The sequence below is a fragment of the Sneathiella sedimenti genome (assembly GCF_017313765.1).
GTDB lineage: Bacteria > Pseudomonadota > Alphaproteobacteria > Sneathiellales > Sneathiellaceae > Sneathiella > Sneathiella sedimenti.
The window spans coordinates 156,573-171,687 of the sequence record NZ_JAFLNC010000001.1; the positions used below are offsets into that span (position 1 = coordinate 156,573).

At 53.7% G+C, this 15,115-nt stretch carries 11 protein-coding genes; 5 read left to right on the forward strand and 6 right to left on the reverse strand.

Annotated elements, in window-relative coordinates; genetic code table 11:
* Positions 1-29 precede the first annotated feature (29 nt).
* The 6 genes from J0X12_RS00775 to J0X12_RS00800 form a co-directional block, all read right to left on the reverse strand.
* Positions 30-1,577 carry an acyl-CoA carboxylase subunit beta gene (locus tag J0X12_RS00775; protein ID WP_207040972.1) on the reverse strand — a complete coding sequence of 516 codons (1,548 nt, stop codon included), beginning with the start codon at positions 1,575-1,577 and terminating at the stop codon, positions 30-32.
* 146 nt (positions 1,578-1,723) lie between these two features.
* Entirely contained in the window at positions 1,724-2,596 is an 873-nt protein-coding gene (locus J0X12_RS00780; protein WP_207040974.1) for a pirin family protein, read from the reverse strand.
* Positions 2,597-2,610: 14 nt separating this feature from the next.
* Positions 2,611-3,393: a 3-hydroxybutyrate dehydrogenase gene (locus J0X12_RS00785; RefSeq protein ID WP_207040976.1), complete on the reverse strand. Its 783-nt coding sequence runs from the start codon at positions 3,391-3,393 to the stop codon at positions 2,611-2,613.
* Between the two features lie 61 nt (positions 3,394-3,454).
* Positions 3,455-5,230: an SLC13 family permease gene (locus J0X12_RS00790; protein ID WP_207040977.1), complete on the reverse strand. Its 1,776-nt coding sequence runs from the start codon at positions 5,228-5,230 to the stop codon at positions 3,455-3,457.
* A gap of 38 nt (positions 5,231-5,268) precedes the next feature.
* Positions 5,269-5,658 carry a nuclear transport factor 2 family protein gene (locus J0X12_RS00795; protein WP_207040979.1) on the reverse strand — a complete coding sequence of 130 codons (390 nt, stop codon included), beginning with the start codon at positions 5,656-5,658 and terminating at the stop codon, positions 5,269-5,271.
* On the reverse strand, positions 5,655-6,968 hold the full coding sequence (locus J0X12_RS00800; protein WP_237687955.1) for a mechanosensitive ion channel family protein: 1,314 nt from the start codon (positions 6,966-6,968) through the stop codon (positions 5,655-5,657). The genes J0X12_RS00795 and J0X12_RS00800 overlap by 4 nt, the downstream gene beginning before the upstream one ends.
* Positions 6,969-7,138: 170 nt before the next feature.
* On the opposite strand from J0X12_RS00800, the gene J0X12_RS00805 reads away from it, so the two are divergent.
* From J0X12_RS00805 to J0X12_RS00825, 5 genes are all read left to right on the forward strand, one after another.
* Positions 7,139-8,386, forward strand: coding sequence for an MFS transporter (locus tag J0X12_RS00805; protein ID WP_207040983.1), 1,248 nt, complete (start codon positions 7,139-7,141; stop codon positions 8,384-8,386).
* A 30-nt stretch (positions 8,387-8,416) separates the two neighbouring features.
* Complete coding sequence (locus J0X12_RS00810) at positions 8,417-8,788, forward strand: cupin domain-containing protein (protein ID WP_207040985.1); 372 nt, start codon at positions 8,417-8,419, stop codon at positions 8,786-8,788.
* A 146-nt stretch (positions 8,789-8,934) separates the two neighbouring features.
* Complete coding sequence (locus J0X12_RS00815; RefSeq protein ID WP_207040987.1) at positions 8,935-10,275, forward strand: TolC family protein; 1,341 nt, start codon at positions 8,935-8,937, stop codon at positions 10,273-10,275.
* Positions 10,276-11,406 (forward strand): efflux RND transporter periplasmic adaptor subunit, encoded by a 1,131-nt coding sequence (locus J0X12_RS00820; protein WP_207040989.1) that lies wholly within the window; start codon positions 10,276-10,278, stop codon positions 11,404-11,406.
* A 34-nt stretch (positions 11,407-11,440) separates the two neighbouring features.
* Positions 11,441-15,064 carry an efflux RND transporter permease subunit gene (locus J0X12_RS00825; RefSeq protein ID WP_207040991.1) on the forward strand — a complete coding sequence of 1,208 codons (3,624 nt, stop codon included), beginning with the start codon at positions 11,441-11,443 and terminating at the stop codon, positions 15,062-15,064.
* The last annotated feature ends 51 nt before the right edge of the window (positions 15,065-15,115 follow it).

The window sequence follows — 15,115 nt, forward strand, 5'->3', positions numbered from 1 at the left end:
CAAATAGTCAAAAAGGCTAGACGAGGCAGCTAAGGCCTTACCTTGAAGCTGGATACACCGACCTCGCGCAGGGGTGCCGCCATTTCAGCAAAATCACAGAGCAATTTCCGGGTATCGCGCGGATCGACAATTTCTTCGATCATGAACCGCTCTGCTGTCCGGAATGGAGATCTCAGGCGATTTAGCCGCTCCTCAATTTCATCAAGCTTTGCCTTGGGGTCGTCAGACGCCTCAATCTCGGACTTATAGGCCGCTTCAAGTCCTCCGGCGATTGGCAAGGACCCCCAGTCACCAGAAGGCCACGCATATCTTAGATTGAAACGCCCCGAATTCATATGCGCAGCACCTGCAACACCATAGGTCTTGCGAACGATAATTGCGCACCAAGGCACGGTTGCCTGGGCAATCGCGGCCATCGCCCGCACACCGTGGCGGATCGTTGCTTGCTCTTCCGCCTGCCGTCCGACAAGGAAGCCCGGAATATCGACAAGATGCATTACAGGCAGGTGGAATGTCTGGGCCAGATCAACAAAGCGAAGGACTTTGTCCGCTGCGTCCGCTGTCCACGCGCCGGCATAGTGGTAAGGATCACTTGCCAAGACCGCAACCGGCCAGCCATCCAGCCGTGCGAAACCGGTAATGACGGATCGGCCCCACTTCTTGCCGATTTCAAAGAAACTCCCGGTGTCGACAACGGCTTCAATGATTTTCCGCATTTTATATACTTTGCGCGAATCTCGCGGAATGGCGTTGATCAGCCAATCCTCCCGACGGTTCGGGTCATCTCCTGTCTCAACGCGCTCGGGCAATTCAAAAACGGACGGCGGGAGATAGGACAAAAACCGCCGCGCACGCTCAAATGCCTCCTCCTCGGATCCGGCTTCATCATCCACCGCGCCATTACGGGTATGAATTTCAGAGCCGCCCAGCTCATTCTTGGTGAGTATCTCGCCCGTTCTGGCCACAACCGGCGGACCTGCAACGAACATTTGAGACGTTTCCTTGACCATCACTGAGTAATGGCTTGCAGCCACACGCGCCGCACCGAGCCCGGCAGTCGAGCCGAGAGCAAGAGCAACCACGGGCACTTTTGAGAGGTTCTCGATCACCGTATGCCAGCCACGGACCTCGGGGACATAGGTGCGGCCCTCGGTTTCAATTGTCTTGACCGAACCGCCGCCGCCTGTTCCGTCGACAAGCCGGATCAGCGGCAGATGCAGGGACCCTGCCATATTTTCCACATGGATCAGTTTTTCGCGAATACCCGCATCATTCGCACCACCACGCACAGTGAAGTCATCTCCGGCGACGACCACACGACGGCCATTCACACGGCCACGCCCCGTAATCAGGTTTGCCGGCTGCATATCAACGAGATTGCCGTCGGCGTCATACTCCGCCTTCCCCGTAACCGAGCCGACTTCTTCGAAAGACCCTTCATCGAGAATTTTGTCGATGCGATCGCGAACAGTGAGTTTGCCTGCGTTCAGGTGACGCGCGACCTTCTCTTCTCCCCCCATTTTCTTTGCAAGCTTCTGACGGATCTTTAACTCTTCAATCTCTTTTTCCCAACTCATCTGGTTGTCCCTTTTTATTGTTGTTTTTTTCGGACGCTGGCCGCGTTGAAATTGACTCTCGCGTCACCCCGATCTTGATAAGAAAACATCAAACCCCTCAAAGGGATCGCTGTCAACTGCTTCGGCGGATTGATGAACAGCCTAAGTCATTCCGGAAGCGGTACGAATGAATCATCGCCCGGCACGCCATCGAAGCGCTGCGCCCGCCAGTCGTCTTTTGCGCGTTCTATTCTTTCTTGGCTGGTTGAGACAAAATTCCAGTGCATATATCGAGGCTCTGGCAACGCTTCGCCTCCAAGAACGACAAAGATTGTCTCTTTCATCGACGTCAAAGTGACACTTGGGTACTTTTTCAGCACGGCAAGCGCCCCCGCCTCCACTGACGCGCCATCAATATCGAGTTCCCCCTCAACAACATAGATTGCCGCTTCGTCATAATCTGGCGTAAATGTAATGGAGACACCGGCATCGAATCGCAAATCGGCAAAGAAATACCTGTTCATCGTCGCAACGGGAGACGTCTCCCCAAACAGACTGCCCGCGATAAGGCGTCCATGCCAGCCCTCCCCGCTTAGTTCAGGCAGGGCCGATTTTGGTGTATGGGAAAAGGCGGGCGCCATTTCTTCATGCTCTTTTGGGAGGGCCACCCAAAGTTGCAGACCGTGGATGCTTTGGTCACTGGACCGGCTTTCTTCACTGCTGCGTTCTGAGTGAACGATCCCGCGTCCCGCTGTCATCAGATTCACATCACCGGGGAAAATCTCCTGCACCGAGCCGAGACTGTCGCGATGCATAATTGATCCCTCAAAAAGATAGGTAACCGTGGCCAGGCCAATATGCGGGTGGGGCAACACATCCATTCCGTCACCTGTCCTGAAGGTCACGGGGCCCATATGATCAAAAAACACAAAAGCACCGACCGATCGACATTTCGCAACCGGCAAAAGGCGCCGCACCTCAAGGCCCCCGATATCCTTTGGCTTGCCATTAATGCTAAGAGCTATGCTGTCCGCAGTCATCTATCTCTGCTCCCCTATTGTGCTGTCCAGCCCCCGTCAATGGATTGCAGGCTTCCCGTGATGTTTTCTGCAACATCGCTGCACAGGAATACGGCCAATCCCGCCACCTGCTCTATGGTGGTAAATTTCTTTGTTGCCGCCGCTGCAAGCATCACATCATTGATCACTTCCTCTTCGGTCATTCCCCGTGTACGCGCTGTATCCGGGATTTGCTTTTCAACCAGCGGCGTCCAGACATAGCCCGGACAGATCGCGTTGACGGTGATATTGTCTCGTGCGACTTCCAGTGCCGCGGTCTTGGTGAGCCCGGCGATCCCATGCTTGGCGGCGACATAAGCTCCTTTGTTGGGGGAAGCAACCAGCGCATGGGCTGACGCCATATTGATGATCCGCCCCCATCCCCGCTTCGTCATGAGCGGGATGGCATGATGCATCGTATGAAAGGCAGAGGACAGATTGATGGCGATAATGGCGTCCCATTTTTCCGTCGGGAATTCGGCAATTGGAGAGACATATTGAATGCCGGCATTGTTGATAAGGATATCGACACCGCCGAATTCTTTGGCCGCCATTTCGAACAGTGACGCTATTTCATCTGGCTTCGTCATATCAGCGGAATGGTATAAGCATTTCACGCCATAGTCGGTCTCGATTGAACTGCGCAGGGCGTCTATTTCCGCCGCATCACCAAACCCGTTGAGAACAACATGGCATCCCTCTTTCGCGAGCGCTTTGGCGCATCCCGCGCCAATTCCGGAGGTTGACCCCGTGATAACCGCAACTTTGTTTTTTAACATGCTCACATCCTTTGAAATGTGCTGTGAATAGGAATTTTTGTTACGGGTATCCGCCGCAGCATCAGAGCGGCCAGAAAAACAGGATTGCGGGAATCGCCACCGCTATGACAAGTATCTCAAGAGGCAATCCCATGCGCCAATAATCGCCAAATTTATAACCGCCGGGACCCATAATCAACGTGTTATTCTTGTGGCCAATGGGGGTAAGAAAGGCGCAGGACGCGGCGACCGCAACGACCATCAGAAATGGATCAGGATTGGCATTCAACCGGTTTGCGATATCAACGGCAATAGGTGCCCCGATAACCGCCGTCGCCGTATTATTCAGCACATCTGACAGGGTCATAATCACCACCATCAGGACTGTCAGAACGACGACGACGTGAAGGCCAGCCGTCAGGTCCACGATCCCGCCCGCAATCAGGGCTGTCCCGCCGGATTCCTCCAGCGCCGCCCCCAGCGGAATCATCGATCCGAGAAGAACGATAACCGGCCATTCAATATGCTGATAAACTTCCTGGATTGGAACAATATCAAGCGCCACATAAGCCGCGACGACAATTGCCAGCGCAACCGCCAAATACAGCCAGCCGAAGCTCGCTGCGATAATCGCAGCCGCAAAAATGCCGGCGGCCAATCCGGCACGACGATATTGCGTTACGGATAGTCCTCGTTCCGCCAGCGGCAGCACACCCATCCATTGCGCCGCGTCGGGAACCCGGTCAACCGGCCCAAGGAGGAGTAAAATATCACCGGCCTCGATATCGAGTTTACGCACCCGTTCCCGGAACTTTCGGCCCTGTCGCGAGACGCCAAGCAGTGTCACACCATGACGGACAAGAAGCCGAAGAGACATGGCGGAACGTCCCTCGATGCGGGCGTAACGCGGCACCACATATTCCATTAGAACCATGCCACCGGCTTCCGCCTTTTCGTGGCGCTTCTCACCATCAAACTCCAGTTTCATTGCGCCGCGGAACTGATCGATTCCCTTGGCGCCCGCATCGACAACCAAAATATCGCCGGCGCGGATTTCCACGTTCCGCGCCTGGCCCGCAAGCCGCTTGTTATTACGGACAAGACCGACGACGGCCACATCGCTGTCGTCGGCAACACCGTCAAGTTCCCTGACCAACATCCCGACCGCAGCGGATTCTTTCGGTACCAGCAGTTCCGCGAGATATCCTTCCTGATCAAGCAGATCAACCATCGGAGCCTTGCTGTCGCGGGAACCCGGGATAAACCGCCAGCCAATTAACATAATAAAAACAATGCCAACTGTTGCGCAGGCCAGACCGACGGGGGCGAAGTCGAACATCGAGAAGGGCGCGCCGAGCGCATCTTCCCGATAGGAGGCGATAATGATATTCGGCGGCGTGCCGATCAGTGTGATCAACCCTCCCAATATTGTTGCAAAGGCGAGCGGCATCAAAGTAATACGGGGCGCGCGCTTTGCCTTGGCAGCGGCCTGCAGGTCTACCGGCATCAACATCGCAAGCGCCGCAACATTATTCATGAAAGCCGAGAAAACTGCCCCCAAAGTACCCATCGCGGCTATATGACTCGAAAGTTTCAGGTCAAGTGACGTAAGGCGCCGCGTGATCAGGTCAATTGCGCCCGAATTCACCAGCCCCCGCGAGACGACAAGCACCAGTGCGATGATAATCGTCGCCGGATGGCCGAATCCTGAAAAGGCGAGCTCCGTCGGGACCAGGCCCAACACCAATGCGATGACCAGCGCAACGAAAGCAACCAGGTCGTAGCGCCAGCGCCCCCATATGAGCAGGGCAAAGACAACCGCGAACAGCGAGAAAAGCAGAATTTGGTCCGTCGTCATTGTATTTTCCGGAAAGTTAGGAAGTTAAATTCTCATTTTCATGCTGATTGAGCAAGCAATTCCGCCATCTTCTGGTGAACAAGATTGATCGCCTTCAAGGGGCGGATCATGACCTTGAAATCGGTTATTCTTCCGTCTTCGCCCCATTGAATAAGGTCGACCCCATTTATGACAATGCCGTCAATGGTTGTCGTGAATTCCAGAACCGCGTCGGTCGATCCGACAATCTCGCGCACATACTTGAAATCGTCACCATTTAACACACGGAAGGCGGCCATCAGATATTTACCGGAAATTTTCTTGCCCTGTTGTGGTGTGAAGACAACGGGACTGTGAAAGGTTGCCTCCTCATGCAGGAGCGCATCGAGCAGTTCCGGATCATTTGTCCCAATGCAGTCGTGCCAAGCCGCAACGGTATCTTTAATCATTTTCCATCCTTGCTTTCCGACAGAACCGGTGAATTTGGATTGATCATTTCAACACGAATATCGCGCTGTGGGAAGGGCACATTGATCCCCTCTTTCTTGAAAAGTTTCCATACGCTGACCAGAACCTCGCTCGTCACATTCCGGCACCCTTCCTCTGGGTCTGCAATCCAGAACCTGAGCTCCAAATCAATGGCACTGTCCCCAAAACCGCGCATCAGGCATTTTGGAGCCGGGTTACTCAACACTCGCGGCACGTCTTTTGCCGCCCCCTCGATCAGTTTGAGCGCCGTCGGGATATCTGTATCGTAGGAGACCCCGATCGGCGCGCGCAGCCGGACATTCTTTGAACTGTACGACCAGTTGATGACCTGCTGGGTGATCAGGTCCTCATTGGGAATAAGAAATTCCATCGCATCACGAGTGATAACGGAGGCATAGCGCGCGCCCATCGCGTTGACACGTCCATAAGTCTGCCCCACCTCGATCACGTCGCCCGGCTTGATACTGCGATCGAGAAGCAGGATGATCCCGCTGATCAGGTTGGAGACAATTTTCTGGAGCCCAAAGCCGATGCCCACACCAAGCGCACCACTGAAAACCGCAAAAGCCGTAATATTAATGCCGGAGTTAGACAGAATGATCAGAACGGCCGCGGAAATAAGGCCAACCCGCACCAGTTTCGCCGTCAGCACCTGTACGGAAGGCGTGAGCGCTTTTGACTTGTGAATTCGCGCCTCGAGAAAACGGGAGAGGCCGAAGGTAACCCAAAAAATAATGATGCCCGCAACCAGTGCCTTGGCGATCCCCAGCATTGAAATGCGAGTGTCTCCAAGACTGAAGGAAAGATCCTCCAGGAACACCAGAGTCGGCGTCAGCAATCCAAGTATATTGAGTGCCGCGATCGTCCAGGCGCAGAAGGCAACCAGGCGGGCCCAGATTTTATTCTCCGCGAGACTGGTGACGACATTGATGACGATCCAGGCAACAAGAAGAGAGCAGATTGCACTGATGATATGGGACGGAGGACCAACACCCTGAAAAATGGCAAGGATCGCAAATTCAATCGTCAGCCATATCAGCGGCAAGGATAACGCCGCCAAAATCTCGAATGCTTTGGCGAACGGGGATCTGCCGGGAAAGCGGTCGTGAAGGTTTAGAAAGGCTGCCTGCAACCTTCGGTGCGTAAAATAAGCAATAACCAGACCACCAACAGCCGCAAGAAGCTGTGACAGGATATTCACGTCAGAGCCTAGAGCCAGTATTTGCTCCAATCCCCGCTCGAGAAATTCTCGTATTCTTTCTGTGTCCATCAAGATTGAGCTTACTCTCTGGCGGTTAGAATGAAAACAACTATCCGGTAACGGGATTTGTCGTTCTGCATCATTCGATCAAAAGAGGTGCAGGAAATACATTGCCTATGCTAGTGTAGCTCTGAAGAAGAAAACCAATAACCATTCATTAGCGGGAAAGGGCGTGTCGCTTGTCCTTTTTTAACTCACAATATAATTCTGACACGCCGTATCTCGACAGCGGTTATTCCTGGGTTCGGCTTTGCATTTCAGTTCTGATCTCGCTGATTGGCAGTGCGGGCATGTGGGCGGTTGTCGTCGTGTTGCCCGCGGTTCAGGAAGAATTCGCCATCGACCGATCCGAAGCGTCGATCCCCTATACAACCACAATGATTGGCTTTGCGGTCGGCAATTTTCTGTTTGGCCGATTGATTGACCGATTTGGAATTGTGTTGCCGATGATCGCGGCCTCCCTGATGCTTGGTGCGGGTTTCGCTCTCGGTGCGCTTTCCACGAATATATGGACTTTTGCAATTATACAGGGCGTCTTTATCGGAATTGGATCGGCGATCACCTTTGGTCCGTTGATTGCCGATATTTCCCACTGGTTCGAACGCAACCGAGGCATCGCTGTCGCCGCCGCGGCAAGCGGAAATTACCTTGCTGGGACATTCTGGCCACTAGTTCTGAAAGACATAATTGCAACGGAAAGCTGGCGCGATGCCTATATGCTGGTCGCCGTTGCGTCAATCGCTGTAATGATGCCGATGACACTTCTGCTTCGCCGGCGCCTGCCGCCGCATGCCATCGAGTTATCCCCCTCCACCGACGCAATATCCGTCACCAAGCGTCGTATTGATATTTCCCCAAAGGCGCTTCAAATCCTGCTTTGTATTGCCGGAATAAGCTGCTGTGTCGCGATGTCCATGCCGCAGGTTCATATTGTCGCCTATTGCGCAGACCTAGGGTTTGGCGTGTCGGCCGGCGCGGAAATGCTCGCGATCATGCTTGCGGGCGGGATTGTCAGCAGGCTGCTTTCGGGCTTTCTGGCCGATCATATCGGGGGCGTCCGGACGGTTTTGCTCGGCTCATTCCTGCAATGCCTTGCGCTCTTCCTCTATATCCCTTTTAACGGCCTCGCCTCCCTCTACGTCGTTTCGCTGATATTCGGCCTGTCACAAGGCGGCATTGTTCCAAGCTATGCCATTATTGTACGCGAGTATCTTCCCGCGCGGGAAGCCGGCGAACGGGTTGGGCTGGTTATCATGATGACAGTCGTGGGCATGGCGCTCGGCGGTTGGATTTCGGGGCTGATCTACGATCTTACCGGCTCTTACCAGGCGGCGTTTATCAATGGCATTGCCTGGAATATGCTGAATATGGGCATTATGGCACTCCTGCTTTGGAGAACACGCGAGCACCAGGCAGCCCGGGCCTGAAACTATCACCTAGAGTTAAGGGAGAGAAAAATGAAACTTTCTGTGAACCATGCCGACGACGCAGAATTCTCCGGTGGGCTTCGCGGCTTTTTCGAATATCGCGATCTCGGCATCAAGGAGGCCACCAATGGCCGGGTCGGCGCCCACGTCATCCGTGCTGTGCCGGGCAAACATGCCGTTGGCGACAATCATATTCACAAGTTGGAATTCCAGATGGTCTATGTTCTCAAAGGATGGGTCAAATTCTGGTATGAAGGAACAGGTGAGGTGACACTCAAAGCAGGTTCCTGTGTCCATCAACCTCCCGAAATCAGGCATCAGGAACTCGCCCATTCCGATGATCTCGAATTGATTGAAATTACCCTTCCTGCGGATTTTGAAACCCTCGAAACTGGCGAATGAGTACGGCTCTTTTGCCCAGTATGTTCGGCGGCTTCATGCCCTACCGTCCCATGTCAATCGCTTTGACATGGTTGAATTGAACCGTTATGTTTTTTCAGTTCCAATAAAGGCTCGTTGGCAATAATGCTTCGTTGGAAATTGTTATCATGGTGAACCTACTCCCCGCACTGTCAGCAATCTTGCTCGGCGGTTGCGTTGTAACAACGATGACGGCATGGGCGGCGGAAGACCCGCTTCTTACTCTTGAAGATGCCCTCCTGATTGCCAAAACACAGAACTATCAACTTAAAAATGCCGGACTGCAAATCAACGTTGTCGAAGAGCAAAAGAAGGCTGTTCAGGCCAAACAGTTTCCGCAGTTAAGCGCCCAGGTTAACGGCCTCCAGAATTTTGTCGACAATGAATATACCTTCGAGCAGGGATCACTCGGGACCGTCGGGGGCAGCCCGGTTCCATCCAGCAATGTCTCCATTGATACAACAAACGGCTTTACCACCCACTATTCATTGACGGCAACCCAACCGCTTGTCGGTCTTTATGGAATTGGCCTCAACGTCGACAAGCTTAAGACGCAGCAGGAAATCGCGCGTCAGCAATCCCGCCAGACAGAACAATCCATTACCCTTCAGGTCAAACAGCTTTATTACCAGATTTTAAGTGGAGAAAGCGCGATTGAAGCGACCCGTTCCTCTGTCCAGTTCAACGAGGAACTCGTCAAGATCCTGAAAGATAATGTGGCGCAAAAGACGGAGCTAGAATATCAGCTCCTGAATGGAGAGGCACAGCTTGCCTCTGCCCGTCATCAACTTGTTTCGCAGCAAAATGACTTGCTGACGAGCAAGCAACAACTCAACACAATGCTGGGCCGAGATATTTCCACGCCTTTCCGTGTAACGCCGGTCGATGCTAACCCATCTCTCTCCTACAACGTAGATCAGGCGGAAGATCAAGCGATCGCCCAGAGGCCTGAAACCCGAGAGGCCCGTCTTCAGGTTGAAGCCGCAGAAACAGAGGTAGAAATCCAGAAAAGCGGTTATCTCCCTGAGGTCAATCTAGTTGCCAGCTATGGCCGCACCGAAAACACCACACTTTTACCCGATGAAAGCCTGTATGTCGGTTTGCTCGCAAAATGGGATTTCTTCACTTGGGGGGCAAATCAGAGCAATGTGGCAGGGTCGCGTTTCGCTCTTCAACAGGCGTTGAATTCGCTCCGTGATAATGAAGATCAAATTCGGGCACAAGTAAACGCAAGCATCCGGAACCTGGACGTGGCAAGAGCCCTTGTTCCGGTGACTGAAGTCGCCAAAAGGGCCGCGGAGGAGAAGCTGCGGGTGAGCTTCAATCAATATAAAGCGAAAACAATATTGCTTAGTGATTTACTGGATGCCCAATCTCAACTGGAACAGGCAAATGATGATTTTCATCAGGCGCTGCTCGGCGTATGGAATGCCAGCGCGGAATTGAAGCAGGCGTTGGGGGAAGAATAGATGTCACCAAGATTTTTTGCCCTTTTCGGCATGGTGTTGGGCCTATCCGTCCTGACGGCCTGCGATTCAGAGGAGGCGCCAAAACCGGCTCCCTTGCAGCCTGTCCGCGCTGAGATACTGTCTCAGGATACCAGCGGTGCAAATGTTCGCTACAGCGCCAATATCGAGGCGAACACGCAAGTCAATGTCGCCTTCAAGGTCACGGGTTATGTGACGGCGCTGATGCAGGTCAAGGATGGTGACGGCAAGGAACGCGTTGTCCAGGCTGGCGATATTGTGAAAAAAGGCGATATCCTTGCAACGGTGGATTCAAAGGATATTCGCGACAGCCTCTCTCAGGCCGACAGTCAGGTAGCCGCCGCACAAGCCAACCTGAACAAGGGCAAACAGGATTATGATCGGGCGACAACGTTATTTAAATCTGGCAGCATGACCGCCCCCGATTATGACAGTGCAAAGCAGGAATATGAAAATGCTGTCGCGCAAATGGAAAACGCCAAGGCCGCGCAGAAAATTGCCCGCAACAACGTAAATGATTTCGATCTCGCCGCCCCACTGGATGGGGTTGTGCTGCAACGTAATCTGGATGTCGGGTCGCTCGCGAATCCACAAACCGTTGCCTTCGTTATTGCGGATACCACGATGGTAAAGGCGGTTTTCGGCGTTCCGGACAACACCGTCCAGTCGCTCAAAATCGGGGATACTCAGAGCGTCGTGACCCAGGCCTACCCGGATAAGGTTTTTACTGGAAAGATATCTGAAATCGCCCCTTCCGCCGATACAAATAGCCGAGTTTTCGACGTAAAGATCGACATCGACAACAAGGAAAACCTCCTGAAGGTCGGGATGATTGCCTCCCTCCGCCTGCCGAAGGGCGCCGGAAGTGACGTGCAAGGACCGCTCCTTCCTCTTTCCGCAGTGGTCCGCTCTCAGGCAGACAAGAACGGATATGCCGTTTTCGTTTTACAATCGGATGCCGATAAAACGATTGCGAAGCTCACCGATGTGGAACTTGGCGATGTTCACGGTAACAAGATTATCGTTCTGGGCGGACTCGACGACAAAGCACGGGTCGTCATAAACGGGGCCTCATTCCTCAGGGACGGACAGCAAGTGGCCGTTATTCCGTGACCGTATCACTTGAAGGAAAGGGGGTGCCTGGCCGGTGAAAGATTTTTCGGAAACCCGCAATACCGCCCGCTATTTTACGGAAAACCGGCATATCTCCTGGGTGTTGCTCCTCGCTGTATTCATGTGGGGCATATATGGCTATCTCTCCATGCCCAAGGCGAAAGATCCCGCCATAGAAGTTCGGGTTGCCTCGGTAATAACGAGCTGGCCCGGCGCCGATGCGACGAAGATTGAACAGCTTGTCACCCGCCCGATAGAACAGCAGATCGCTCTCAGTTCGACACTACATCCGGTCAGCACGACGAAATTTGCCGTGAAATCAATGACCTTGCCAAATCTTTCCATTGTCCAGATCCAGCTGGAGGAAACATTGGATGATACGAAGGCAGCATTTAACGAGATCGACCTCAACCTGAAAGCACTTAACCTGCCCGAAGGCGCGGGGCCCATACAGTTCAACGACGGGTTCGGGGATACTGCCGCGATCCTTATGACCATCGCCAGCCCGACCGAAAATCCAGTGGAAATCTCCCTCCGTGCCAGGGATATAGAGGCGGCGATCAAAGCCGCACGCACAAAAACGGGCCGTGGGACCGAACACCGTCGTTCCCTGATCGTCGTGATGCCGCGCGATATCGCCCTGACCGCACCAAGCCGGCAAATGGACCTGTTCAAGGATGACCTGATCAAAAGCGAGAAAGCCTCGGATATCGCATCCCTGAAGGGCGCAGGGTTTATCGGCCTCGACCTTGAAACTAGTCTTTCTGATGCCGATTTGCGCATGGCACTAAATGAATTCCTGCAGGTGAAGCTAGGACAAGTCAGTTTTCATGAAGATGCCTGGCCAGCACTCATCATAGATGACCCGTCAAAAACTAACGAAATCCTGCAGGCGTCTCCCGGGGGTAAATACAGCTATCGGGAGCTAGATGACTATTCCAACCTGATCATTCGTAATTTACAGACCATCCCGCTGGTAACCGTCGTCAATTCTTCCGGCGTCGTGGATGAGAAGATATTTCTGCAATATTCACAGGATCTTCTCGCTTCCTACGGCTTGACGCCGAACGATGTGTCTGGTGCGATCAGCGCACGCAACAGCGATATCTCAGGCGGAGAGTTTTATGCGAGCGGTTCCAGTGTGCTGGTCGAACCGGTTGGCAAATATACCAGCCCCGACCAGATTGGCGGGACCGCTTTTACGAAATCCCCATCCGGGGCCCCTGTGTATCTGCGAGATATCGGCGAAGTCGTCCCCGGATATCAATCCCCGCCGGAATTCCTCAATTACTACAACTGGCGAGATGAGCAAGGGAACTGGCACCGTGGCAAGGCAATTTCTCTCGCCATCCAGATGCGCGATGGGGGCCAGATCGGCAAGTTTGGAGAGGCCGTCGACGCCCTGTTAAAAGAAGTGCGCCCTCATCTTCCCGACGACCTGGTGATTGAGCGTATCTCGAACCAGCCATCCCAGGTGGCTGAAAATATCGATTTGTTCATGACGGCACTTATTGAAGCCATTATCCTTGTCGTGGCGATATCGTTCCTTGGGTTTTGGGAATGGCGCTCAGCTCTTTTGATGATGATGTCCATCCCGATAACGCTGGCCATGACATTCGGGGTTATCGATGCATTGGGCATTCAATTGCAGCAGGTTTCAATCGCAACGTTGATTATCGCCCTCGGCCTCCTAGTCGATGATCCGGTGGTCGCGGGCGATGCCATCAAACGCGGCCTCGCGGAGGGCCAGAAGAGAACCCTCGCCGCCTGGCTAGGCCCGACCAAACTCGCCCATGCTATTATGTTCGCGACCATCACCAATGTTGTCGCCTATCTTCCCTTCCTGTTGCTTACCGGGAATACCGGGGAATTCCTTTACAGCCTTCCGGTCGTGATGACGACCGCGCTTATTTGCTCCCGGCTTGTCTCAATGAGCTTTCTGCCCTTTCTTGGCTATTATCTGCTCAGGGCACGTGATAAGCCGGAACCGACTATTGAAGAACGGCGCGAGCGAGGTTTCAGTGGCCTGTATTTCCGTGTTGGCAGCTTCCTGATCAATCACCGGAAGAAAGCATTGGTCGCGTCCTTTGCTTTTATCGCCCTGATCATACCGTTGAGCAAAACGCTGAAAACCTCCTTTTTTCCGGATGATGTCCAGTATCTGTTCTACGCCGACGTCGCGCTTCGCAATAACGCGAATATCCATGAAACGCAGAAGGTTGTCGAGGATGCGGTCAGTATCATCAAAGGTGTCGCAACAGAATTCGGCGCGAGCCTCGGTCCCAAAGCCGGTGGCGATCCTTTGCAATCCATCGCGAGCTTTATTGGCGGCGGCGCGCCCCGCTTCTGGTTCTCAGTCACACCGCAACTGCATCAGCGAAATTACGCTCAGCTCGTGATGCGCGTAAACAACAAGGACCTGACAGCCGAACTTATTCCACATTTGCAGGGAGCCCTGAGCGCGAAAATTCCGGAAGCCATCATTGACGTGCGTCAATTGCAAACTAATCCGGTGCCCTACCCCGTGGAAATCCGTCTTATTGCAAAATCTGCTGTTCAGTCAGAGGGTCCGGAATCAGAGGCTGAAATCGCCACCCTTCGCAAGCTTGCCGGTGATGTGATTAAAATTCTCGCCAAAGCACCGAACGCGGCGCGGGCCCGCGAAGACTGGGGCGGGGAGTCCTTGCGACTTCGCATTAACATTGACCCGGATCGCGCCTTTCTTGCCGGCGTGACCAACCAGAATATTGCGGCGTCTTCGTCCGCCGGGCTGAATGGCAACCAGGTCACGACTTTGCAGCGCGGCGACAAGAACATTCCCGTTGTCTCAATCCTCCAGCCGTCGGAACGGGCGCAGCTATCCGATCTTGAAAACCTGTATGTTTTTGCCACCACGAATAACAACAAGGTGCCGCTTGGCCAGATAGCGACTGTCGAATACCAGCTCCATACCGAGCGGATCCTGCGCGAAGAGCATTTCCGCACGATCAATGTCCGGGCCTTTCCTTTGGCCGGGGTTCTGCCGTCAGAAGTCATGGCGGTCATCCAGGACGACCTCGCGATGTTTGAGGAACGGCTTCCCCCTGGTTTTAAGATGGAGATTACGGGCGAGCAGGCGAACGCTCAACAAGGCTTCAAACAACTTTCCCAAGTTATGGGTATATCCCTCGGGCTGATTTTCGTCGCGCTTGTTTTTCAGTTCAAGAGTGCCGTCAAGCCACTGATTGTGCTGGCGGCAGTGCCCTATGGCATCATCGGGGCGCTCATCGCGCTAGCGGTAACCAACAGCCCGTTCGGCTTCATGGCCTTTCTTGGTATCGTCGCTCTCATCGGCGTGATCGTCAGCCATATAATCGTACTTTTCGATTTTATCGAGGAAATGCATGAAAAAGGTGAGCCATTAAGGGAAGCGTTGCTCGACGCGGGGATTGTTCGTCTCCGGCCGGTTCTGATCACTGTTGGCGCTACAGTGTTCGGTCTCGGTCCCCTCGCCCTCCATGGCGGACCGCTTTGGCAGCCGCTTTGTTATGCACAGATCGGTGGCCTGACCATCGCGACCTTTACGACCTTGCTGCTGGTCCCGGTAATCTATTCCATTTTCGTGCTCGACCTGAAGGCCGTCAAATGGGAAGAACGCTCGGCGCCGGCGGCAGCATAAAGCAAATACATGACAAATTGATCCGACTCGGATTATAGTCTGCGACAAAAA

Bases quoted from the DNA above. Each gene is read 5' to 3' on its own strand.
- J0X12_RS00780 (WP_207040974.1), bottom strand. From the start codon at position 2,596: ATGACTGCGGACAGCATAGCTCTTAGCATTAATGGCAAGCCAAAGGAT.
- J0X12_RS00775 (WP_207040972.1), bottom strand. From the start codon at position 1,577: ATGAGTTGGGAAAAAGAGATTGAAGAGTTAAAGATCCGTCAGAAGCTT.
- J0X12_RS00800 (WP_237687955.1), bottom strand. From the start codon at position 6,968: ATGGACACAGAAAGAATACGAGAATTTCTCGAGCGGGGATTGGAGCAA.
- J0X12_RS00790 (WP_207040977.1), bottom strand. From the start codon at position 5,230: ATGACGACGGACCAAATTCTGCTTTTCTCGCTGTTCGCGGTTGTCTTT.
- J0X12_RS00795 (WP_207040979.1), bottom strand. From the start codon at position 5,658: ATGATTAAAGATACCGTTGCGGCTTGGCACGACTGCATTGGGACAAAT.
- J0X12_RS00815 (WP_207040987.1), top strand. From the start codon at position 8,935: ATGGTGAACCTACTCCCCGCACTGTCAGCAATCTTGCTCGGCGGTTGC.
- J0X12_RS00785 (WP_207040976.1), bottom strand. From the start codon at position 3,393: ATGTTAAAAAACAAAGTTGCGGTTATCACGGGGTCAACCTCCGGAATT.
- J0X12_RS00820 (WP_207040989.1), top strand. From the start codon at position 10,276: ATGTCACCAAGATTTTTTGCCCTTTTCGGCATGGTGTTGGGCCTATCC.
- J0X12_RS00810 (WP_207040985.1), top strand. From the start codon at position 8,417: ATGAAACTTTCTGTGAACCATGCCGACGACGCAGAATTCTCCGGTGGG.